Annotated in this window: 20 protein-coding genes; 6 read left to right on the forward strand and 14 right to left on the reverse strand. The window is 63.0% G+C overall.

Annotation, left to right across the window (positions count from 1 at the left end; translation table 11 throughout):
- Positions 1 to 172 precede the first annotated feature (172 nt).
- The 3 genes from DWB85_RS11635 to arfB all read left to right on the forward strand — a co-directional run bounded on the left by DWB85_RS11635 (position 173) and on the right by arfB (position 3,254).
- A complete protein-coding gene (locus tag DWB85_RS11635) occupies positions 173 to 850 on the forward strand; it encodes a response regulator transcription factor (RefSeq protein ID WP_239017305.1) in 678 nt (225 codons plus the stop codon).
- 127 nt (positions 851 to 977) lie between these two features.
- Positions 978 to 2,792, forward strand: a complete 1,815-nt coding sequence (recQ, locus tag DWB85_RS11640; protein WP_117954751.1) for a DNA helicase RecQ — start codon at positions 978 to 980, stop codon at positions 2,790 to 2,792.
- A 42-nt stretch (positions 2,793 to 2,834) separates the two neighbouring features.
- Positions 2,835 to 3,254, forward strand: a complete 420-nt coding sequence (arfB, locus tag DWB85_RS11645) for an alternative ribosome rescue aminoacyl-tRNA hydrolase ArfB (RefSeq protein ID WP_117954753.1) — start codon at positions 2,835 to 2,837, stop codon at positions 3,252 to 3,254.
- Positions 3,255 to 3,347: 93 nt separating this feature from the next.
- Here the strand turns inward: arfB and DWB85_RS11650 are convergent, their stop codons facing one another.
- The 6 genes from DWB85_RS11650 to recA form a co-directional block, all read right to left on the reverse strand.
- A complete protein-coding gene (locus DWB85_RS11650) occupies positions 3,348 to 4,475 on the reverse strand; it encodes an Rv3169 family protein (RefSeq protein ID WP_117954755.1) in 1,128 nt (375 codons plus the stop codon).
- Between the two features lie 138 nt (positions 4,476 to 4,613).
- Positions 4,614 to 6,134, reverse strand: coding sequence for an acetaldehyde dehydrogenase ExaC (gene exaC / locus DWB85_RS11655; protein ID WP_117954757.1), 1,521 nt, complete (start codon positions 6,132 to 6,134; stop codon positions 4,614 to 4,616).
- Positions 6,135 to 6,222: 88 nt separating this feature from the next.
- Positions 6,223 to 6,993, reverse strand: coding sequence for a glucose 1-dehydrogenase (locus DWB85_RS11660; protein ID WP_117954759.1), 771 nt, complete (start codon positions 6,991 to 6,993; stop codon positions 6,223 to 6,225).
- Between the two features lie 39 nt (positions 6,994 to 7,032).
- On the reverse strand, positions 7,033 to 8,436 hold the full coding sequence (locus tag DWB85_RS11665; RefSeq protein WP_117954761.1) for an MBL fold metallo-hydrolase RNA specificity domain-containing protein: 1,404 nt from the start codon (positions 8,434 to 8,436) through the stop codon (positions 7,033 to 7,035).
- Positions 8,437 to 8,799: 363 nt separating this feature from the next.
- Entirely contained in the window at positions 8,800 to 9,300 is a 501-nt protein-coding gene (locus tag DWB85_RS11675; protein ID WP_117954765.1) for a regulatory protein RecX, read from the reverse strand.
- Positions 9,301 to 9,394: 94 nt separating this feature from the next.
- Entirely contained in the window at positions 9,395 to 10,438 is a 1,044-nt protein-coding gene (gene recA, locus DWB85_RS11680) for a recombinase RecA (RefSeq protein ID WP_117954767.1), read from the reverse strand.
- A gap of 349 nt (positions 10,439 to 10,787) precedes the next feature.
- Between recA and DWB85_RS11685 the strand changes: the two genes are divergently transcribed.
- Positions 10,788 to 12,140, forward strand: coding sequence for a malonyl-CoA decarboxylase (locus DWB85_RS11685; protein ID WP_117954769.1), 1,353 nt, complete (start codon positions 10,788 to 10,790; stop codon positions 12,138 to 12,140).
- Positions 12,141 to 12,168: 28 nt separating this feature from the next.
- On the opposite strand, the gene mmsB is transcribed toward DWB85_RS11685, so the two are convergent.
- The 5 genes from mmsB to DWB85_RS11710 all read right to left on the reverse strand — a co-directional run bounded on the left by mmsB (position 12,169) and on the right by DWB85_RS11710 (position 17,783).
- A complete protein-coding gene (gene mmsB / locus DWB85_RS11690) occupies positions 12,169 to 13,056 on the reverse strand; it encodes a 3-hydroxyisobutyrate dehydrogenase (RefSeq protein WP_117954771.1) in 888 nt (295 codons plus the stop codon).
- Between the two features lie 113 nt (positions 13,057 to 13,169).
- On the reverse strand, positions 13,170 to 14,282 hold the full coding sequence (locus DWB85_RS11695) for an enoyl-CoA hydratase/isomerase family protein (protein WP_162846102.1): 1,113 nt from the start codon (positions 14,280 to 14,282) through the stop codon (positions 13,170 to 13,172).
- Positions 14,282 to 15,070: an enoyl-CoA hydratase gene (locus DWB85_RS11700; RefSeq protein ID WP_117954775.1), complete on the reverse strand. Its 789-nt coding sequence runs from the start codon at positions 15,068 to 15,070 to the stop codon at positions 14,282 to 14,284. The genes DWB85_RS11695 and DWB85_RS11700 overlap by 1 nt, the downstream gene beginning before the upstream one ends.
- Positions 15,067 to 16,227, reverse strand: coding sequence for an acyl-CoA dehydrogenase family protein (locus DWB85_RS11705; RefSeq protein ID WP_117954777.1), 1,161 nt, complete (start codon positions 16,225 to 16,227; stop codon positions 15,067 to 15,069). The genes DWB85_RS11700 and DWB85_RS11705 overlap by 4 nt, the downstream gene beginning before the upstream one ends.
- Before the next feature lie 59 nt (positions 16,228 to 16,286).
- Positions 16,287 to 17,783 (reverse strand): CoA-acylating methylmalonate-semialdehyde dehydrogenase, encoded by a 1,497-nt coding sequence (locus DWB85_RS11710; protein WP_117954779.1) that lies wholly within the window; start codon positions 17,781 to 17,783, stop codon positions 16,287 to 16,289.
- A 135-nt stretch (positions 17,784 to 17,918) separates the two neighbouring features.
- Here DWB85_RS11710 and DWB85_RS11715 point away from each other — a divergent pair, with 135 nt between their 5' ends.
- Positions 17,919 to 18,800, forward strand: a complete 882-nt coding sequence (locus DWB85_RS11715; RefSeq protein WP_117954781.1) for an AraC family transcriptional regulator — start codon at positions 17,919 to 17,921, stop codon at positions 18,798 to 18,800.
- 61 nt (positions 18,801 to 18,861) lie between these two features.
- A complete protein-coding gene (locus DWB85_RS11720; RefSeq protein WP_117954783.1) occupies positions 18,862 to 19,560 on the forward strand; it encodes a LolA family protein in 699 nt (232 codons plus the stop codon).
- 68 nt (positions 19,561 to 19,628) lie between these two features.
- On the opposite strand, the gene DWB85_RS19870 is transcribed toward DWB85_RS11720, so the two are convergent.
- From DWB85_RS19870 to hda, 3 genes are all read right to left on the reverse strand, one after another.
- On the reverse strand, positions 19,629 to 20,126 hold the full coding sequence (locus DWB85_RS19870; protein ID WP_117954785.1) for a pilin: 498 nt from the start codon (positions 20,124 to 20,126) through the stop codon (positions 19,629 to 19,631).
- Positions 20,123 to 20,626: a methyl-accepting chemotaxis protein gene (locus tag DWB85_RS11730; RefSeq protein ID WP_117954787.1), complete on the reverse strand. Its 504-nt coding sequence runs from the start codon at positions 20,624 to 20,626 to the stop codon at positions 20,123 to 20,125. The genes DWB85_RS19870 and DWB85_RS11730 overlap by 4 nt, the downstream gene beginning before the upstream one ends.
- Positions 20,627 to 20,798: 172 nt before the next feature.
- The gene (gene hda / locus DWB85_RS11735) at positions 20,799 to 21,497 is read right to left on the reverse strand and encodes a DnaA regulatory inactivator Hda (protein ID WP_117954789.1); all 699 of its coding nucleotides are present in this window, start codon (positions 21,495 to 21,497) and stop codon (positions 20,799 to 20,801) included.

Consider the following 21,497-nt stretch of genomic DNA (forward strand, 5'->3'; position numbering starts at 1 on the left):
AATGCCGGATCGTGCGGCTGTGCCTAGACTCAATCCTGTCACTGTTTACCCCCCACAGCGGGCCATCGCGGTCACTGTGTTCGCCGGGCCTTGTGCCCGGTTTTTTTGCCGCGCTTTACAGGCCAGCCCCGCTCCGCGACAATGGCCGCATAATAACAGCGGACTTTATCCCTTGAGCTCTAATACACCTTGCATCCTGGTTGCAGACGACCATCCGCTTTTTCGCGCCGCACTGCAGCAGGTGCTCAGCCAGATTTATCCCGACGCCGAGCTTTACCAGGCCGCCAGCGTGGCCGAGTTGCAGCAGCAGGTCGAGCAGCACCCCGCCCTGTCCCTGCTCCTGCTCGACCTGCACATGCCCGGGGCCCTGGGCTTTTCCGCCCTGTCGTGGTTTATCGGCCAGCACCCGGATACACCGGCCATCATGGTATCTGCCAATTTCCACCCGGAAACGGTGCGCCGCGCGATTGATCACGGCGCCGCGGGGTTCCTGTCCAAGTCGACCGGCGTCGAGGCAATGGCGGACTGTATTGGCCGGGTCATGGCGGGAGAGCGGGGGCTGCACCCCGGGCTGGACGCCGGGGCCGCCGGCGCGAGCCTGCAGTCGCTGGATGTGGCGGATGCCCTGGCCAGCCTGACCCCGCAACAGTTCCGGGTCGCCTCCATGCTCGTCGAGGGCCTGCTCAACAAGCAGATTGCCTACGAACTCGAGGTCAAGGAAGCGACCATCAAGGCCCACATGACGGAAATTTTCCGCAAGCTGGGCGTACACTCGCGCACCCAGGCGGTGCTGGCGCTGGGCAGTCTTGCCGTCGATCCTCCCCAGGACCTGACCGCCCCGCCCTGCTGATCGCCGCAGCCCGGTTAGCGGACCCGCTTCCAGCGAGCGGTAATCCAGACGGATTTGCTGCCTCATCCAGCCACCCCGCGACAAATGATGCCGTACCCGGCCCGGTGATGGTTTATACTGGCCGACCATGACCAGCGCCCTGAACATTCTCCAGCACACCTTTGGCTACGACCGCTTTCGCCCGCCCCAGGACGAGATTATCGCCACCCTCATCGACGGCGGCGATGCGCTGGTGCTGATGCCCACGGGCGGCGGCAAGTCCCTCTGCTATCAGGTCCCGGCCATCGCCCGGCCCGGCTGCGGGGTGGTGATATCACCGCTTATCGCCCTGATGCAGGACCAGGTCAGCGCCCTGCGACAGCTGGGTGTGCGCGCCGCATTCCTCAATTCCACCCTGGACCCGGGCCAGGCCAGGCAGGTGGAGGAAGACCTGCTGCACGGGCAGCTGGACCTGCTGTACATCGCCCCCGAGCGTCTGGCCCAGGAGCGCACCCACAATCTGCTGCAGCGCTCCCCCATTGCCCTGTTCGCGATTGACGAGGCCCACTGCGTGTCCCAGTGGGGGCACGATTTCCGCGCCGATTACCTGCAATTGAGTGTACTGCACGAGCGCCACCCGGATGTACCGCGGGTTGCACTGACCGCCACCGCCGACGAGCGTACCCGCGGCGAAATCATCCAGCGCCTGGACCTGAGCGGGGCGCGGCAATTCATCGCCGGCTTTGACCGTCCCAATATCCGCTACCGCATCGGCCTCAAGCAGAACGCAAAACAGCAGCTGCTGCGTTTCCTGCAGGATGAACACCCGCGGGACGCGGGCATCGTCTACTGCCTGTCACGGAAAAAGACTGAGGACATTGCCTTCTGGCTGCAGCAGCAGGGCTTCAATGCCCTGCCCTATCACGCCGGCCTCGATGCCGGCATCAGGGCTGATTACCAGTCCCGCTTCCTGCGCGAGGATGCCGCCATCATGGTGGCCACCGTGGCCTTCGGCATGGGTATCGACAAGCCGGACGTGCGCTTTGTGGCGCACCTGGATATGCCCAAAACGGTAGAGTCGTACTATCAGGAAACCGGCCGCGCCGGCCGCGACGGCGGACCCGCCGATGCCTGGATGATTTACGGCCTGCAGGATGTGATCAAGCTCCGGCAGATGCTCAGCGCCTCCGAGGGCAACGAGGAGTACAAGCGCGCGGAACAGCACCGGCTCAACGCCATGCTGGGCCTGTGCGAGATCACCTCCTGCCGGCGGCAGAGCCTGCTCAAGTACTTTGGTGAACAGCTGCGGCAGCCCTGCGGCAATTGCGACAGCTGCCTGGAGCCGGTGGACACCTGGGACGGCACCGAGGCGGCCCGCAAGGCGCTGTCGGCGGTGTACCGCACGGGCCAGCGTTTTGGGGTCAACCACCTGGTGGATGTGCTGCGCGGTAGCGAGGCGGAGAAAATCTACCAGTTCGAGCACCACCGCTTGCCGACCTACGGGGTCGGCAGGGACCTGGATGCCAATCAGTGGCGCTCCGTATACCGGCAACTGGTAGCCCGGGGTTACCTGCGGGTAGACATGGAGCGCTTCGGCGCCCTGTGCCTCGAGGAACAGTGTCGCCCACTGCTGCGCGGCGAGGAGAGCATCCAGTTACGCCGCGAAGCCGCCCGGGGAAAAGCCAGGCAGCAGACCCGGACCGCATTACCGGACAACATCGATGTCGAACTGTGGGAAGCGCTGCGCGAAAGACGCCGCGAACTCGCCGAGGATCAGGGCGTGCCGCCCTATGTGATCTTTCACGATCGCACCCTGCAGGAGATGTGCCTTGCCCTGCCGCGCAGCCTGAGCCAGTTCGGCCGCCTGACCGGTGTCGGCGGGCGCAAGCTCGACAAGTACGGAGAGTCGTTCATCGAAGTTGTTGAAAATCACCTGCAACGGCAATCACTGGCCACCGGCTGAGGCACTGGCGGTCGCTGCCAGCCGCGCCAGCAAGGATTAACCATGAGTGGACTGGAAATATCGAACAAGGTCACCCTGCCGCTGGACGAAATCGAGATCCAGGCAATCCGCGCCCAGGGTGCCGGCGGGCAGAACGTCAACAAGGTCTCGTCCGCCATTCACCTGCGCTTCGACATCGCGGCGTCATCCCTGCCCGACTTTTACAAGCAACGCCTGGCGCAGAAGCGGGACAGCCGCATCACCGGCGATGGCGTGATCGTGATCAAGGCCCAGCGCTTCCGCAGCCAGGATCGGAACCGGGAAGACGCCCTGGAGAGGCTGCGCGACATTATCCGCAGCGCGGCGGTTACCCAGAAGGTAAGGCGGGCCACCCGGCCGACCCGCAGCTCGCAGAAAAAGCGCATGGACAGCAAGACCAAACGCGGCCAGCTCAAGTCCATGCGCGGCAAGATTGACTACTGACGACGGCGAGTAGCCGTTTCCAGCATCCCGGCTGGCGCCGGCGCCAGCCGGAGGACCGCCAGCCAGGCGGGCACTGCAAGCATAATCCCGCCGCTACTTCGCACCATCGAACCAGTCGTCGAATCCGTGGCTGGCGGAAGGGCCTATATGCATTTGCTCCAGCACGCCGTGACCGACCCGGTCGCCGCTGCGGGCCACCACGACCTGCTGGATATGCAGGTTTTCCAGCGCCAGCGGGTCAAGGTCGGCATCAGTCCAGCTCTCCGCGGCTATCCTCAGCTCCCCCTGCCACCTGCCATGCCCCCACTCGGGGTGCTGGTAGCCCAGCCCTTTCATCCGGTGCCACAACACCGGCTCCAGGGAGATTTCCAGCGACTCACCGGACCTGTCGTTCATGGTAATCACCCCGCCGCTGGCGCGCCGGGTACCCGGGACCATGCTCAGGCGGTGATCGACCCTGCCTTTCCAGGTGCGCGCGGCCGGATCGACAGTTCCCGGAATGGCGTCCGCGCTGGCGTACCGGGGCAGGAAGCCCTGGTCAGTGTGCCACTGGTCGCCGCTGTCATCCTCGAACCAGCCGGCAAGGCTGCATTCATCCTCCCAGTGGATGGGAACCCAGTTGAAATGCACGGCCTGGAACTCCGCCAGCGGTGCCCCTCCGGTGTAAGCATCACCCACCGGACGGATGCCCCAGGAGCGGTCTTTCAAGCCGAAGGTGGTGGCACCATCGACCTGCAACTCCTTGCCGTCGTAACGTATCCAGCCCGACCAGCAGCCAAACTGGTCCAGGCGGGTGGCATCCATGACCACGTGGCGCTCATTGCGCAGAGTCTGCCTGCCCTCTTCGATGCAGGCAGTGCGCGGAGTGAACAGCAGATCGCAGGAAATGCCGGTTTCGTTGTCTGCGATAAGCAGCCGGTGGCGCCCCATGGGTTCCAGGATCTGCAAGGCCATGGGACCGATGGTCAGGTCCGTGGGCTCGTGGGGCGCCCGGCAGGAACCGTGGAACGCGTACTGCCTGCCGTCAATCGCCAGGCTCAGGGAACCATCCAGTATGCCCAGGTTGGGGTAGCGGCAAAGCCCGACCCCGAAGTAGAAGCTGCCATCGCGAGCGTGGGCGTTGTACCAGTAGCGGTCGTAGTGGAAGCGATCGCTGCTGGCGGTATGAAACACCGGCTCAGCGGTCTGGTGGATGGGGTAATCGTCAAATTTTGACAGCATCTGGGGCCTCGATGTCACTTAACTGTACAGCCGTATAGTAAACACTTCGGCCCCCACTGGCCAGCCGCCTGTCTGCACTGTCGGCGCGGGAATAGCGACCCCGCAGACCGGGGTCGCTGGCGATGCCTGTGCTGTCGGCTAGAAGAAGCCCAGCGGATTGATGTCGTGGCTCACCAGCATGTTCTTGGTCTGCTGGTAGTGCTCCAGTGCCATCTTGTGGGTCTCGCGGCCAATGCCGGACTTCTTGTAGCCGCCGAAGGCCGCGTGGGCAGGATAGGCGTGATAGCAGTTCATCCACACCCGTCCCGCCTTGATGCCCCTGGCGACGCGGAAAGCCAGGTTGGTGTCACGCGTCCAGACCCCGGAGCCCAGGCCGTACTCGGTGGCGTTGGCAATCGCCAGCGCTTCAGCCTCGTCCTTGAAGCTGGTCAGGCCCAGGGTGGGGCCAAAGATTTCCTCCTGGAAGACCCGCATGTCGTTGGTACCCTGCAGCAGGGTGGGCTGCACGTAATAGCCGCCGGCAATATCACTGCCTACCGCGGCCTTGTCACCGCCCATGAGGATCTGGGCGCCATCCTGGCGGGCGACGTCCATGTAGCTCATGATCTTGTCGAACTGTTCCTTCGAGGCCTGGGCTCCCACCATGGTCTCGGTGTCCAGCGGGTTGCCCTGCTTGATGAGCCTGGCCCGTTCCAGCACCCGCTCGACGAAGTCGGTATAAATGCTCTCCTGGATCAAGGCCCGCGACGGGCAGGTACAGACCTCGCCCTGGTTGAAGAAGCCCAGCAGCACGCCCTCCACGCACTTACTGATATAGTCGTCCTCCTGGCGCAGCACGTCCTCGAAATAGATGTTGGGGGACTTGCCCCCCAGTTCGACAGTGGACGGGATCAGGGTTTTAGCCGCATTGGCGAGAATCTGGTGGCCGACCGCGGTCGAGCCGGTAAAGGCGATCTTGGCGATCCGGTCGGAGCTGGCCAGCGCCTGGCCAACTTCCCCGCCGTAGCCGTTGACGATATTGATCACGCCCGCCGGCAGCAGGTCGCCGATCATCTCCATCAGCACCAGGATTGACGCCGGGGTCTGCTCCGCCGGCTTCAGCACCACACAGTTCCCCGCAGCCAGCGCCGGCCCCAGCTTCCATCCCGCCATCAGCAGCGGGAAGTTCCAGGGGATGATCTGCCCGACCACCCCCAGGGGCTCATAGAAATGGTAGCTAACGGTGTTGGCGTCAATCTCGGCAGCGCTGCCCTGCTGGGCGCGAATACAGCCGGCAAAGTAGCGGAAATGGTCGGCCAGCAGGGGAATATCCGCGTTCAGGGTCTCGCGAATAGCCTTGCCGTTCTCCCAGGTCTCGACATAGGCCAGGGTTTCCAGGTTCGCTTCAATACGGTCGGCGATCTTCAGCAACACGTTGGAGCGTTCCGCCGCGGCGGTTTTGCCCCAGGCGTCGGCGGCGGCATGGGCCGCGTCCAGGGCCTTGGCCAGATCGGCCGCATCGGAGCGCGGCACCTCGCAAAACGCCTCACCGGTCACCGGGGTAATATTCTCAAAGTAGCGGCCTGCCGCCGGTGCGACCCACTCGCCGCCAATGTAGTTCTCGTACCTGGGCTTGAAATCAAACAGCGCATCTTTGCTGCCGGGCATTGCATACAACATGGTTTTTGCTCCTTGTTATCGGTGATCAGCGCTTTCACTATAGACCAGATCTGGCCAATTGCCCGCGCGTTTCCCGGAGCCTCCAGCTTCAGGAGCAGGGCATGCCCGGCCGGCGCATGCCGGCAAACCAGCCGCCGTCGGCGACAAACTCGGAACCAGTGCTGTAGCTGGCCTCGTCGGTAGCCAGGAACAGGGTGACATAGGCCACCTCTTCCGGCTGCCCGGTGCGCGGAATGGGGAAGTCCTTGTACAGGGAATTATTGAGGTCTTCCTCCGAGACGACGCCCTTGCCTCCCATCTCGGTGAATATCCCGCCGGGGTGCACGCTGTTGACCCGGATCCCATACTGGCCCAGTTCGATCGCCGCCGCCTTGGTAAAACCGCGCACCGCCCACTTGCTGGCTGAGTAGGCTCCAAGCCCGGAACAGGAATGCAGGCCATCAATGGATGAGATATTAATGATAGAACCGCCACCGGCGGCCTTCATCGGTTCGATCACGGATTTCACCCCAAGGAAGGTGCTCAACTGGTTGACCTCCACAACGCGCATAAAATCCTCGCGGGAGGTGTCGAGGATAGAGGCCATGTGCACAATCCCCGCGTTATTGACCAACACGTTCAACGGACCCAGTGCCTGGGCCGCGGCAACTGCGCGGCCCCAGTCTTCTTCACGGGTCACGTCCAGCGGGCAGAAAACGGCGGCATCGCCCAGTGCTTCTGCCAGGGCCGTACCCTGCTGTTCAGCGATATCGCCAATCACCACGCGGGCGCCATGCTCGACGAACAGGCGGACGGTCGCCTCGCCCATCCCCCTGGCACCGCCCGTTACAATCGCTACCTTGCCCTCTAGTCGCTGCATTGAATTGTCTCCTCGTCTGAGTCCTGGATACCGGCGCAACTAAAAGCGGACACGTTCGCCGCGGCCGGGAATCTCCACCGCCAGGCCCTGGTCCTGCAGTAACTTCGCCTGCAGCGCTTTCTGGGCATCGGCTTCCCCGTGCACCAGCAGGGTTCGCGGCTGGGGCTTGAAAGCAGATATCCAGTTGAGCAACCCGGCCTGACCCGCATGAGCCGATAGCCCGCCGAGGGTCTCTATCTGCGCCTTGATCACATACTGCTCATTGAACAGCTTCACCTTGCGGGCACCATCGACGAGTATGCGCCCGAGGGTTCCCCGGGCCTGGTAGCCGGTAAAGATGATGGTGTTGCGATCGTCCCAGATCCGCTGCTTGAAGTGGTGACGAATTCGCCCGCCCGTGCACATGCCACTACCGGCGATAATAATCGCGCCACTTTTGATGCGGTTAATCGCCATTGAATCTTCAGTATCAACTGCCAGCTTGAGGGTGGGCAGGAAGGTTTCCAGGGAGGCCCGGTGGGCGTCACTGAGGTGACGAACTTCGTCACCGTCCAACAGATCCAGCCAGCGGTCGTAGACCCGGGTCACGGCAATCGCCATCGGGCTATCGAGAAAAACTTCCCAGTTATCCAGTTCGCCGGCCTGGTACAGGCATCCCAGGTGAAACAGGACGTCCTGGGTTCTACCAACGGCGAAAGCGGGGATCATCACACTGCCGCCCCGGCGCCAGGTCTCCCGCAGGATCTCCCCCAGTTGCACCTGGGTATCCTCTTCCGCGCGATGCTCCCGGTCACCATAGGTGCTTTCCATCAGTACCACGTCTGCCTGTTGCAGCTGCGTGGGCTCGTTCATCAGCACCGAGTCGGTCTTGCCCAGGTCGCCGGAGAAGACCAGGGTTTTCTGCTCGCCCTGTTCCCGCAGGTGCACCTCCACGATAGAGGAACCGAGAATATGGCCCGCATCATGAAATACCACGGCGGCGCCATCACCCAGCGGGCGGGACTCCCCGTAACGACAGGACTTACAGAGCCCCAGCACGCCCTCCACGTCCTCCTGGTCGTAGACCGGCTCGACCGGCTTGCGCCCGCGACGAGTGCGACGCAGGTTGGTGCGCTCGAGGTCGCGCAGGTAGAGGCCCACCGAATCGTGGAGCATGATGTCCAGCAACTCCGCCGTGGCCCGGGTGCAAACAACCATGCCGCGAAATCCCTCCCGGTACAGGCGGGGCAGGAGCCCGGAATGGTCAAGGTGAGCGTGGGACAGCAACACCGCATCGATAGTCTGCGGGTCGAAGGCGAACTCCTCATCCTGGATTCGCTCCACCGCATCGCCACCCTGGTGCATGCCGCAGTCCAGCAGCACCCTGCCCAGGGCGGGTGATTCCAGCAGGTGGCAGGAGCCCGTCACCTCACGTGCAGCGCCAAGAAAAGTCAGGTCAGCCATTATTTATTCCACTAATCTGCTCGCCCGGCGAGCGTTTTCAAGACAATACTGTAGTGGTCAAACGCGCCATAAAAGGCGGCCTTGGGGGTATCGACCTCGACTATGTGCCGGTATATCTCCAGCGTCCTGGCGGCATGGTGGGACCGAATGGGCTCCCCTGCAGCCAGGCCACAGACAAAAAGTGCGACCGCAAGGGTCAGCAGACACCGAAGGGTCAATAGACGATAGTTCACGTGCAGCAAGCCTCCCCGTTGCTTGCGTAAACAGTCAGCCAGTATGCCTCATTCTTGCGGTGCGTACAGCCTGTGTTTACTCCGGCTGGCGGCGCGATAAAGAAGGTGCGGGCAAGCCGTCCAATACTGATCAGGACTCTTCGAGCAGGTGCTGGTAGTGTTCCAGCGAGAAGCCCCGGTACTGCATGAAGCGGTTGCGCCGTGAATTTTCCTTGATATCTGCAGCCGGGAGCACGCCGAACTTGCGCTGGAAAGCCTGCTCGGCCAGTGCGAACCAGTCCGCTCCCTCGGCGTCCAGGGCGGCAGTGATTTCCCCGTCGCTGATGCCCTTCTGGCGCATCTCCTGGCGAATCCGCATCGGCCCGTGGCCGCGGGAAATCCGCTGCCGCAAAAAGCTCTCGGCATACCTGGCATCGGACTGCAGGTTTTCTTCCGTCAATCGATCGAGCTGCTCCTCAATCAATCCCTCATCGGCAAAGCGCCGGGCCAGTTTCTGTTTGAGCTCTCGCCGGGAGTGCTCGCGGCGCGCCAGCAGATCCATCGCAGCCATGCGAATATCGGCGGGATTCACCGCCGTGAGCGGCCCGAGGTCCCCTTCGCTGGAGTCGTCGCTGTACCGGGAATCAGCCATGGAAAATAAAAAAGGCGCCGGGGCCGAGTGTGGGATAAGTGGAGCCCCGGCGCCTCGTGGGAAACGTCAGAAAAGTTTCAGGCATCGAGCAGAATTAATCCTGCTCAGCGTCGGCCCCGGCAGTCGCCTTTTCCGCCGCGCCGGGCTTGCCCACATTCAGGGTCTGGGCGCGAATAGCAGATTCGATTTCACTTGCCACCGCCGGGTTGTCTTCCAGGAACTTGGAGGCATTGGCCTTGCCCTGACCGATCTTGTCACCCTTGTAGGCGTACCAGGCACCAGACTTGTCCACCAGGTTGAGCTTGACGCCCCAGTCGATCACCTCGCCCATGTGGTAGATACCCTTGCCATACATGATCTGGAATTCGGCCTGCTTGAAGGGCGGCGACACCTTGTTCTTCACCACCTTCACCCGGGTCTCGTTGCCCACCACCTCATCGCCGTCTTTCACCGCGCCGATCCGGCGAATGTCCAGGCGTACCGAAGAGTAGAACTTGAGCGCATTACCGCCGGTGGTGGTTTCCGGAGAGCCGAACATGACGCCGATCTTCATCCGGATCTGGTTAATGAAGATCACCAGGCAGTTGGTCTGCTTGATGGCCGCGGTCAGTTTGCGCATGGCCTGGCTCAACAGGCGGGCCTGCAGGCCCACGTGGGAATCGCCCATCTCACCCTCGATCTCGGCCTTGGGGGTCAGTGCGGCAACGGAATCCACCACCAGTACATCCACCGCGCCCGAGCGCACCAGCATTTCGGCCACTTCCAGTGCCTGCTCGCCAGTGTCCGGCTGGGACATGATCAACTCGTCCATTTGTACGCCAAGTTTCTCCGCGTACTGGGGATCCAGGGCGTGCTCGGCATCGATAAACGCGGCGGTACCGCCGGCCTTCTGGGCCTCCGCTATCACCTGCAGGGTAAGCGTGGTCTTGCCCGAGGACTCGGGGCCGTAGATTTCACAGATCCGGCCCTTGGGCAGGCCGCCGATGCCGAGGGCGATGTCCAGGCCCAGCGATCCGGTGGAAATGGCGGGAATCGCCTCCGGCTCCCTGTCGCCCATGCGCATGACCGTGCCCTTGCCGAACTGCCGTTCGATCTGGGTCAGTGCCGCTTCCAACGCTTTTTCTTTGTTCGCATCCATGTTCTTGCTCCCGTTACGCTTTTTTACCACTTGTCATTTATCCCCTGGTGATCCGGCGTATGTCCCTGGGGCCATACAGTAAAACTACTGTACATATACTCAGTGCTTTGAAATTGAATTGCAAGCCCTGCAAGCCATTAAATTCGGTCAGCAGGAATCACCTGTGTGATTTGGCGACAGGTGGTCGGGAGCCGCAAGCCGCAACGGGGCCGTAGAGGGGACCGGGGCCGGCGGATGTCGGCACCACAGCTGCCGGCAAGTGTTGTATTCTTGTCTGTCGGCCGGCGTCGCCCTGGCGAGTTCCAGTGGGCCGCAACCAAAGTACAGCATAGCTTAGAGAGTTTTACCCATGTCACCGAACGACAGCGATCAGGAAGAAATACCCCTGCAGCCCCCGGAGGAGAATGTCACTGTCCTGGGCCGGGCCCTGACCTCGGTCATCTCCGCCGGCCGGGAAATTCTCGCCAAACGGCGACCGTTCGGTGACGCTCCCCGCGGGGCCACCGAATCCCAGGTGGCGCTGTGCGACGAACTCCTGGATCATCGCGGCGAGGCCTCGGGGCTGGCCCTGGCCCAGGAGATCACTGTAGCCTACAAGAGGCTCTCCGGCGACGAGCAGCTGACCTTTTTCCGGCAACTTGCCACCCGCTTCGACACCGACCGGGACGCCATCCTGGCGGCCAGCGAACGCTATCGCGAGTGCCCGGACCTGGATCACCTGCTGGCCATCAGCCGGGCGGTGGAGGCGCCCCGGCAAAAGCTGTTCCGCCGCATCAACATGGCCCCGGGAGGCACCCGCACGCTGGTGGCCCTGCGCGGCGACCTGCTCCGGGTCCTGCGCGCCAATCCCGAACTGAAGGCGGTCGACTCCGACCTCAAGCACCTGTTCATTTCCTGGTTTAACAAGGGCTTTCTCGAGCTGCGCAGCATCGGCTGGACCTCCCCCGCCAATGTGCTGGAAAAACTCATTGCCTACGAGGCGGTACACCAGATCAACGGCTGGGACGACCTGCGCGGCCGCCTGCGCGAGGACCGGCGCTGCTTTGCCTTCTTCCATCCTGCCATGGGGGATGACCCGCTGGTGTTTGTGGAAGTCGCACTCACCAATGCCGTCCCCGGAGCCATTGCGCCGCTGCTGGACCCGGGCCGCGAGACCATCGCCGCTGCCGCGGTCAACACCGTGGTGTTTTATTCCATCAGCAATTGTCACCCCGGTCTGGCCGGCATTTCCTTCGGCAACTTCCTGATCAAGAACGTGGTCGAGGTACTGAACAAGGAAATGGCTGGGCTCAAAACTTTTGTCACCCTGTCACCGGTGCCGGGTTTCCGGCGCTGGTTGCAGAAGGCGGACCTGGATGGACTGGTGGCGGACAAGCTTCATGACAAGGTCCGGCAACCGGTGGGCCGGGTAGTGGAAGGAGAGGTGCAGGCAGCGCTGATGCGGCTCTGCGCGCACTACCTGATCAACGAGAAATCAGGGGACCTGGCCCGGGACCCGGTCGCCCGCTTCCACCTGGGCAATGGCGCCCGCCTGCACAACATTCACTGGGGCGCCGATACCACCGCCAATGGCCGCGAGCAATCCGCCAGCATCATGGTCAATTACCTGTACGACCTGCAGAAGATCGAAATCAACCACGAGGAATACTTCGACGAGGGCAGGATCAGCGTATCCCGATCGGTCTCCCGTTTGCTTGACTGAGCGTTACCCGGTGCGCCGGCCGCCCGGACTACGGCTCCCGGAGGCGCTCCAGTATGCTGGAGAAATCCCGCCGGCCATTTCCCGCCTCCTGGTGGGCCCGGTAGAGTGCTCCGGCCAGCTGGCCCATGCGATTGTCCACCCCGGCCTGCTCGGCGATTTCCAGCGCCAGCCCCAGGTCCTTGGCCATCAGATCGACCATGAACCCCGGTTTGTAGTCATTGCTGGCAGGGGCATTTGCCATGACCCCGGGATAGGGGTTGTACACCTCCAGCGACCAGTTACGCCCGGAACTGGCGAGCATGATTTCCGACAGCACCGCCGGGTCCAGGCCATTGCGTGCTCCCATTTCCAGAGCCTCGCAGGTGCCGATCATGTGAATGGCGAGCAACATGTTGTTACAGCCCTTGGCCACCTGACCGGCGCCGGCGGGACCGGCGTGGAAAATGTTTTTACCCATGGCGGCGAGAATCAGCTTCGCCCTGGCAAAGGTGTCGGCACTGCCACCACACATAAAGGCCAGGGTGCCCGCGGCGGCAGCGGCGACACCACCGGAGACAGGGGCATCCATAAAGCCGATACCGGCAGCAGCCGCGGCCTCGCCCACTTCCCGCGCGGTGGCGGCGTCGATGGTGGAACAGTCCAGTACCGTGGTGGCTTTGTCCAGCCGGGCCAGCAGGCCGTCGGCGCCCAGATAGGTGGCGGCCACGTGCTTGCCGGCGGGCAGCATGGAGATGACGTAATCCCTGTCGACAACCGCTGCCGCGGCAGACTCGGCGACGGCGGCGCCGGCTTCAGCCAGTTCCGCGCAGGCGGCGGGTACAAGGTCGAAAACCGTCAGCTCGTGACCCGCTGCCGCCAGGTTTTTGGCCATGGGGCCACCCATGTTGCCCAGGCCGATAAATGCTACTTTTGCCATGCTGCTCTCCCTTGTTTCCTGCGCTCCGGCCAAACCGGCGCGGCCCTCTATTTTTTAAACTCAGCGGCTCCCGGACCGCACCGGGATACCACCGTCAGTGTCCGCCTGCCGGATCAGCCCAGATCCGCCAGCGGGTTCTCGCCCCAGGGTGGGGTAAAGAACTGGTCCAGCAAGGCCGGCGGAATGTCCCGCGAATCCGAGTACTGCCACCGGGGATTGCGGTCCTTGTCGATCAGCAGCGCACGCACCCCCTCGGCAAACTCGGGGTGACGGACGATATTGGTGGCCAGCTGAATCTCCGCCTGGAATATTGCCGCCAGCCCGGCGTGCCGGGTCTCCCACAGTTGCCGGTCGATCCACAGGGCTGCCAGCCTGGAGCCTTGAGCCAGGCTGTCGCGGGCCTTGGCCAGCCAGGGGTCGTCGGTATCCTGGGAAGTAATCTTGTCAATAATATCGTGGATGTCATCGCCATCCAGCAACTGGGCGATGGTCGCCGCATGGGGTTCCACCTGCCCCGCCGGGGAGGCTGCAATACTCTGTTCCGCAAATGGTCGCAGCACGTGCCGCACCAAGGCGTGATTGAGTGCCGGCTCGGCGTCCCATTGCTGCTTGAGCAGCCCGGAGATCACCGCGTCCTTGTGCTCGCTGGCGATAAAGCGATCAGCGATGCCGATGTAGATAGCATCGGCGGCATTAATCGAGGCTCCGGTCAGGGCCAGGAATTCGCCGGTCTTGCCCGGTGCATGATTGAGGAACCAGCTGCCGCCAACATCCGGGAACAGGGCGATGGTGATCTCGGGCATGGCAATACGGGTGCGCTCGGTCACCACCCGGTGGGAACAGCCGGCCATCACCCCGAGGCCGCCACCCATGACGATGCCGTGGCCCCAGCAAATGAGCGGTTTGGCATAGGTGTGCAAGGCGTAATTCAGGCGGTATTCCCGGGCAAAGAATGCCTCGGCGTACTCACAGGGGCCGCCGGGCTGCTCCACTGCAGACCTATACAGCGCCTGGACATCGCCCCCGGCGCAAAACGCCTTGTCGCCGGCGCCCTCGATAAAGACGGCGGCGATGCTGTCATCCGCGGCCCAGGCATCGAGCCGCTGCTGCAACAGGTCGACCATCTCCAGGGTAAGGGAATTGAGGGTCGCCTCGACGCTGAGCGTAATCCGCCCCAGCTTGCCCGCCGCGGCGGGGATCTCTGCAAACAGAACCGGGGCAACCATCAGCGATTCTTCCACTCGGGTTTGCGCTTCTCCAGGAAGGCGTTGACCCCTTCGCGCTGGTCGGCGGTGGAGAACAGCTCAACAAACTCGCTGCGCTCATCTGCCAGGCCCTGGGCAATGCAGATATCGCGGGCACTGTGAATCAGCCGCTTGCAGGCGCTCACCGAGATCGGGCTCTGCTCGCCCACCTGCTCGGCCAGGGCCATGGCGTGTTCCAGGGCCGTACCGCCCGGCACCACCTCTTCCACCAGCCCAATCTGTTCCGCCCTGGCGGCCCTGATCCGCTCACCGCACAGAATCATGCGCTTGGCCCATCCCTCCCCCACCAGCTGGGTCAGGCGCTGGGTGCCGCCGGCGCAGGGCAGCAGGCCGACCCGGGCTTCCGGCAGGGCCATTTGCGCCTGTTCCTCGGCGATCCGGATATCGCAGGCCATGGCCACTTCCAGGCCGCCGCCCATGGCGAAACCATTGATCGCGGCAATGGATACCCCGCGAAAGTCCGCCAGGGTTTCAAAGGCCTTGCCGAAGTGGGCCGCCATTGCGCCGGCGGCCCCGGGGTCGCCATCGGCGAAGATTTTCAGGTCAGCGCCGGCGGAGAAGAACTTTTCCCCGGCGCCGGTAATCACCAGCGCATAGATATTCCGGTCGGCGTTGAGTTTTTCCACCAGGTCGGCGAGACCGGGCAGGCTCTCGGCATCCCAGGTATTGGCCGCCGGGTTGTCGATGGTAATCCTCGCCACGTGGCCGACTACCTCGACCTTCAGTTTTTCAGTGTTGCTCAGGCTCATTTGATAACCTCCAGGGCGCCTTCCATTAACAGGCGGCGCGCAATAATGACGCGCATGATTTCATTGGTACCCTCCAGGATCTGGTGCACACGGGTATCGCGCACATGCCGCTCCATCGGGTACTCCTTGATATAGCCATAGCCACCGAACAGCTGCAGCGCATCGTTACAGACAGTAAAACCGACATCGGTGGCGAAGCGTTTGGCCATGGCGCAGTAGGTTGACGCCTGGCTGTCCCTGTTGTCCAGCTTGCTGGCGGCGAGCCGCACCATCTGGCGGGCCGCGACCAGTTCAGTCAGCATGTCCGCCAGCTTGAACTGGGTTGCCTGGAATTCAGCAATCGCAGTATCGAACTGCCGGCGCTCCTGCACATAGGCCACCGCTTCCTCCAGCGCCTGCTGGGCGGTACCGATGGAACAGGTGGCGATATTGATACGACCGCCATCCAGCCCCTCCATGGCGATGGCGAAGCCCTGGCCCTCCTCGCCCAGGCGATTGGCCACCGGCACCCGCACATTGTCGAAGGTGACCATGCGAGTGGGCTGGGCGTTCCAGCCCATCTTGTCCTCCTTCTTGCCGTAGCTGATGCCCTCGGCATCGGCGGGGACCAGCAACGCGGAAATCCCCCGCGGGCCATCGCCGCCCGTGCGCAGCATTACCACCAGCACATCGGTGTCGCCGGCGCCGGAGATAAACACCTTGGAGCCATTGACGAGGTAATGGTCGCCGTCGCGCTGGGCGCTGGTGCGCAGGGAGCCAGCGTCGGAGCCGGCGCCGGGCTCGGTCAGGCAGTAAGACGCCAGCCTGGTACCCATTACCAGCTCCGGGCACCACTGGTCGATAACAGCCTGGGAGCAGTACTTTCCCACCATGCTGGTGGCCATATTGTGGATGGTAAGAAAGGCCGCGGTGGTGGTACAGCCCCTGGCCAGTTCCTCCACGATCAGGCTGGCATCCAGTCGCGACATATCCAGGCCACCGGCGGACTCCGGTGTGTACATGCCCATGAAGCCGAGTTCACCGGCCTGGGCGAGCACCGCCTTGGGAAAGAAGGACGCCTCGTCCCACTCTGCCGCCTTGGGCGCGAGGGCGCCCGCGGCGAACGCGCGGGCGCTGTCGACAAAGGCCTTCTGGTCTTCACTGAGGGAAAAATCCACCGCGGTGCCTCCTTATTGTTGTGGCAGAAGGGGGGAGTTAAAGTCCCTCCTTTTACTTATCAGCGCAGGTTGATGCTCATATTTGGCTGCTTGCTGGTCTCTTCCACGTGGGTCCACTTGGCGGTAATGGTCTTGGTTTCGGTGTAGAAACGCACCGCCTGCTTGCCGTAGGCGTGCAGGTCGCCACGGAAGGAACCGCGCCAGCCGGTGAAGGAGAACATCGGCAGGGGTACCGGGATGGGAATGTTGATGCCCACCTGACCCACCAGGATCTCGTGCTGGTACTTGCGCGCCGCACCGCCGGACTGGGTGAAGATAGAGGTGCCGTTGCCGACCTCCAGCCTGTTGACCAGCTCGATGGCCTCGTCCAGCGTGTCGACCGCCATGCAGCACAATACCGGGCCGAATATCTCCTCCCTGTAGATGGACATTTCAGGGGTCACGTCGGCAAACAGGGTGGAGCCGACCCAGTTACCGTCGGGCAGGCCCTCGACCACCACATCGCTGCCGTCCAGCAGGCAGGTGGCGCCCTCCTCCTTGCCCTTGTTAATCAGGCTGATCACCCGCTGGTGCGCGGTTTTGGAAATGATCGGGCCGTAGGCGGCACCGGCGTCATCCCAGGCGCCGGGCCGGGCTGTGGCCATGCGCTCGGCCAGTTCCTCGACCCAATCCTTGGCCTCACCCACTAACACCGCCACGGAAATCGCCATGCAGCGCTGGCCGGCGGCGCCGGCGGAGGCCCCCACCAGGGCGTTGAGGGTGGCGTTCTTGTCGGCATCGGGCATCACCACCATGTGGTTCTTGGCGCCCATCATGCACTGCACGCGCTTGCCGGCGGCGGTGCCGGTCCGGTAAATGTGCTCACCCACGCGTGACGAGCCGACGAATGACACCGCGGCGATGTCCCGGTGGTTGAGGATCTGGTCCACCTGCTCGGCGCCGCCGTGCACCATGTTCAGCACGCCCTTCGGCGCGCCGGCCTCGACAAACAGCTCCACCAGGCGCACCGGGGTCAGCGGGTCCTGCTCGGAAGGCTTGAGAATGAAGGTGTTGCCGCAGGCGATCGCCAGGGGATACATCCACAGCGGGATCATGGCGGGGAAGTTGAACGGGGTAATGCCCGCCACCACACCGATCGGCTGCAGGTAGCTGTAGGTGTCAATGCCGCTGGCCACGTTTTCCACCGTTTCGCCCATCATGTTGGAGCCGGTGTTGGCCGCCTGCTCGACGACTTCGATACCGCGCCACACGTCCCCCTTGGCGTCCTCAAAGGTCTTGCCGGTGTCCTGGGCCAGCAGCTCACCCAGCTCGTCGTGGTGTTCTTTCAGCAGGTGCGTGTAGCGCATCATCAGGCGACAGCGCTCCATCACCGGGGTGTCCTTCCAGGTCTTGAAGGTCTCTTTCGCGCAGGCGACGGCGGCCTCAACTTCCTCGTGGGTGGCAAAGGGGACCTCGGCCAGCAGTTGCTGGTTGGCGGGGTTGGTCACCGGCATCTTCTCAGTGGACTTGCTGTGGACAAACTCGCCGTTAATAAACAGGGGGACTTGCTGGGTCATTGTTATCACCATGCGTTTGGACAAAAAACAGTCGCCTAAGGTAGCACCCGGCCAGACTGCTGCACATTGACGAAATTGCTAAGTTTATGGACTATATTGCTACAAAGACAAAGCGAGAGTGGTCGTCACAGCAGCATGAGCAAACCGTCCCAGTGGCCCCTGCCGGAGCAGGGCATACGCTTCCTGACCCCGGCGTTTATGGTGGAAAAACTGGCGCGTCACCCGCTTACCAAGGACTGCTACCCCACCGCCATGGGCTACTACCCGGCCGCCGCCGGGCACCGCATGCAGCGCGAGCGGCACGATGACAACCTGCTGTTATATTGCACCGCCGGCGGCGGCATCCTGCGCGCCGGCGACTGGTCCGGCGAGGTCGCACCGGGCAATATCATGCTGCTGCCGCAGGGCCTGGCCCATGCCTACCAGGCCGACCCCATCGAGCCCTGGACGCTGTACTGGGCGCACTTCCAGGGCGCGAGCACCGGCATCCTCATGCAGTACCTGGGTTACCGCGAGGGGCGACCACTGGCCGACGCCGGGGTCTCGCCGCTGCTGATCGGGGCCTTCACCAGCCTGCTGGAAGTCCGCCGCACGGGCTACTCCACCCGGGCCTTTATCAATGCCGCCAACCAGCTGCGCCACCTGCTGACCCAGATTTCCCTGGAAATGAGCGCCCACGCCGGCAGGCTGCAGACCGGCTTCGAACTGGAACATGTGCAGGCTTACATGCTCGAACACATCGACCAGCCACTGACCCTGGATGCCCTGGCGCAGGTGGCGAACATGTCCAAGTACCACTTTTCCAGTCGCTACAAAGCACTCACCGGCTATTCACCCATCCGCCACTTCCTCAACATGAAAATCGAACACGCCTGCCACCTGCTCGACACCACGGAACTCGGCGTCGGGGAAATCGCCCGCCGGGTGGGCTACGAGGACCCGCTGTACTTTTCCCGCCTGTTCCGCCAGACCATCGGCAGTTCGGCACGGCAATATCGGGCCTCCAGCCGCAAGTGACTGCCACAGGCGAGCGAATTGCGCTAATCTTGCAAGCAACAACACGCAACGGGAGCTGCCCATGTTACGCACACTGAAGCACCTCAGCCTGCCAATCGCCGCCTGTGCCCTGCTGGCGGCACCGGCATTGGCCGATGGCCCGAAAATCAGCTGGGACCTGGACGACGCGCTGAAACAGGTGGACCGCCAGGCCGACGACTTCGAGACGGTCATGGCCCGGGTGGAAGTTGTCCGCCGCGACCTCGGGGGCGAGGAACTGAGCCGGGAACAGGGTACTGTTTTCATGGACAGGAAGGGGCGTATCCGGCTGGATGCCGACGCCCCCAAGGAGCGCACCTACCTGGTTGAGAAGAAAACGCTGTACATTCACTACCCGGCGGAAAAGCGGGTGGAAGAGTACTCCCTGTCGCGCCACAAGAACCGCATGGAACCGTTCATCCGCCTGGGCTTCACCGACAGCGGCAAGGACCTCAAGGACGGTTACCTGCTGACCTCCCTGGGTGAGCGGGACATCGCCGACAGCCGCACTCTGGGGCTGGAGTTGACCCCGGAGGAGGAAAAGACCCGGGCGGTGATGGGCAAGGCCCAGCTGTGGATAGACCAGGCGTCGTGGACGCCGACCCAGCAGGTCCTCACTGCCTCCGCGCAGGGTGAGGAAATTACCCTGACCTACAGCTTCGTCGCCCGCAACCTGCAGCTCAATCCCGAACTGTTCTCGACCCGCTGGCCCCGGGACACTGACAAACAGAAGATGAAATAACGGAGGCGTTTGGCTTCGCCTGGCTTAAGGTTGTCGGCGCCCGGGGATGGGCGCCGACAGTGGTTCGCCTAGATACGGCAGTTGGCGGGAGCGTATTTGTTCTCGACGCCGTCTGTGTCGGCAGGTTTACAGACCCATACAATCTCGCCCGTGGAGGTACTGGGCACCAGTTGCAGCTTTTTTTCGTCTGCCGGAGTGTTCGGTAAATCCAGAGTGACCGTGATAACGCCCGTGGGGGGAGTCGACGAGGAGACTTCCAACCTCAGAATATAGTCATAGGCATCGTAGTCGTCAGCTGTGGGCAATCCGGCCTTTTCATTACTATCAGGCCATTCGTAACCGTTTGTATAAAAGTACTCGCTGACCGAGGTCTTCGCCTCCCCCATAAACCCCATCGCCTCCGAGACCTTGGAGCGGGTGGCGTATTCCACGTAGGCGGGCATAGCGATCACCGCCAGAATGCTGACAATGGTGACCACGATCATCAGCTCGATCACGGTAAAACCGCTCTGCCCGGAGGCAGGACCAGTTGCGGGCAGGCGTCCAGATTCAGGTTTCATACTCATGAATTCGCCTCCGTCTTCAGCTGCCCCGTGACCGCCAGCAACCTGTCCAGCGAGGCCTTCACGTCACCACCGGCCGCCTGGGCAGCCCGCGCTTCCTCCGCCAGGGTCTTCACCTCCGCCACCGTGGTGCACAACTGCTCCAGGCCGCCATTAATCTCCGCGGCTTCGTCCTGGAACATATCCTTGTCGCGCAGGCTTATGCGTACGGTCAGGTCGCCGGCGCCAAAGGCGCGCAGTTGCCTGGAAAACACAAAAATGGGGCCGGCGATACGGTGGGTTGAGCGCAGGCTCAGGTACCAGACGCCACACACCAGCAGCAACTCCACCAGCCCTATGAGCAGCGCAGAAGAGGAGGATAGCTGCAGGGCCAGGTCCCCGGGCATCAACATGCCGGCAATCAGAATCAGGTTTGCCACCAGCACTGTCATCGCCACCAGCACAATGGCATAGTGATGCTGGAATTTTCGATTGATGACTACCGTTTTACGCCGATTTTGCATGACTGCCCCTATCACCCCTGTTATCGCGCAAGAATACGGTAACTGCAGGGCCGGTAACAACCGCGAAAGCAGAATCCTCGGTTAAGACTGTGACCGGGCTCACAGCCTGACTACCCTGAGCGCGCGGTTGCTGCCACATGGCCCTCTGGGTGGCCCCTGGCGGGCACACTGCTTACCAGCCCAGTACCTGCTTCACAAAGGGAATGGAAAGTGCCCGTTTGCGGGCCAGGGACGCCCGGTCCAGCTGGTCCAGCAGGTCGAGCAGCTGGCTCAGGTCCCGCGGCGCGCGGGTGACGATAAAGCCGGCGACATCGTCGCCCAGGTTCAGTCCCCGGCGGGAGGCGCGATACTGCAAAATCGCCCGCTTTTGCTCGTCATCGGCGGATAGCAGCTGGTAAACCACACCCCAGCTGAGCCGCGAGCGCAGGTCCGCCAGCTCCACACCCAGGACCCGGGGCGCGGCATCGGCGGCAATCAACAGGCGGCAGCCCCACTCCCGGGCCCGGTTGTAGAGGCCGAACAGCGCGTGCTCCCAGGCCTGCTGCCCCATCACCACATCCAGGTCGTCAAGCGCCACAAGCCCCAGGGTTTCCACGCCCGACAGCACCTCTTCCGGGGGGTAGACCGACAGTTCCCGCAGTGGCAGGTACAGGGCGTTGTCACCGGCCAGATGGCAGGCCCCCTGCAGCAGGTGGGACTTGCCGCTGCCCTGGGCGCCATGAATGAACACCATCGCTTCACCCTGTCCCGCGCTCATCTCGCGCACGGCTTCGAGCAGCGCGGCCGAGGTGTCGGCGGCGAGGAAATTGTCCAGGGTGGCATCGTCCCGCAACTGCACCAGCAGCGGCAGTTGGCGGCCGGATTGGGCCAT

The sequence above is a fragment of the Seongchinamella sediminis genome (assembly GCF_003457605.1).
GTDB lineage: Bacteria > Pseudomonadota > Gammaproteobacteria > Pseudomonadales > Halieaceae > Halioglobus > Halioglobus sediminis.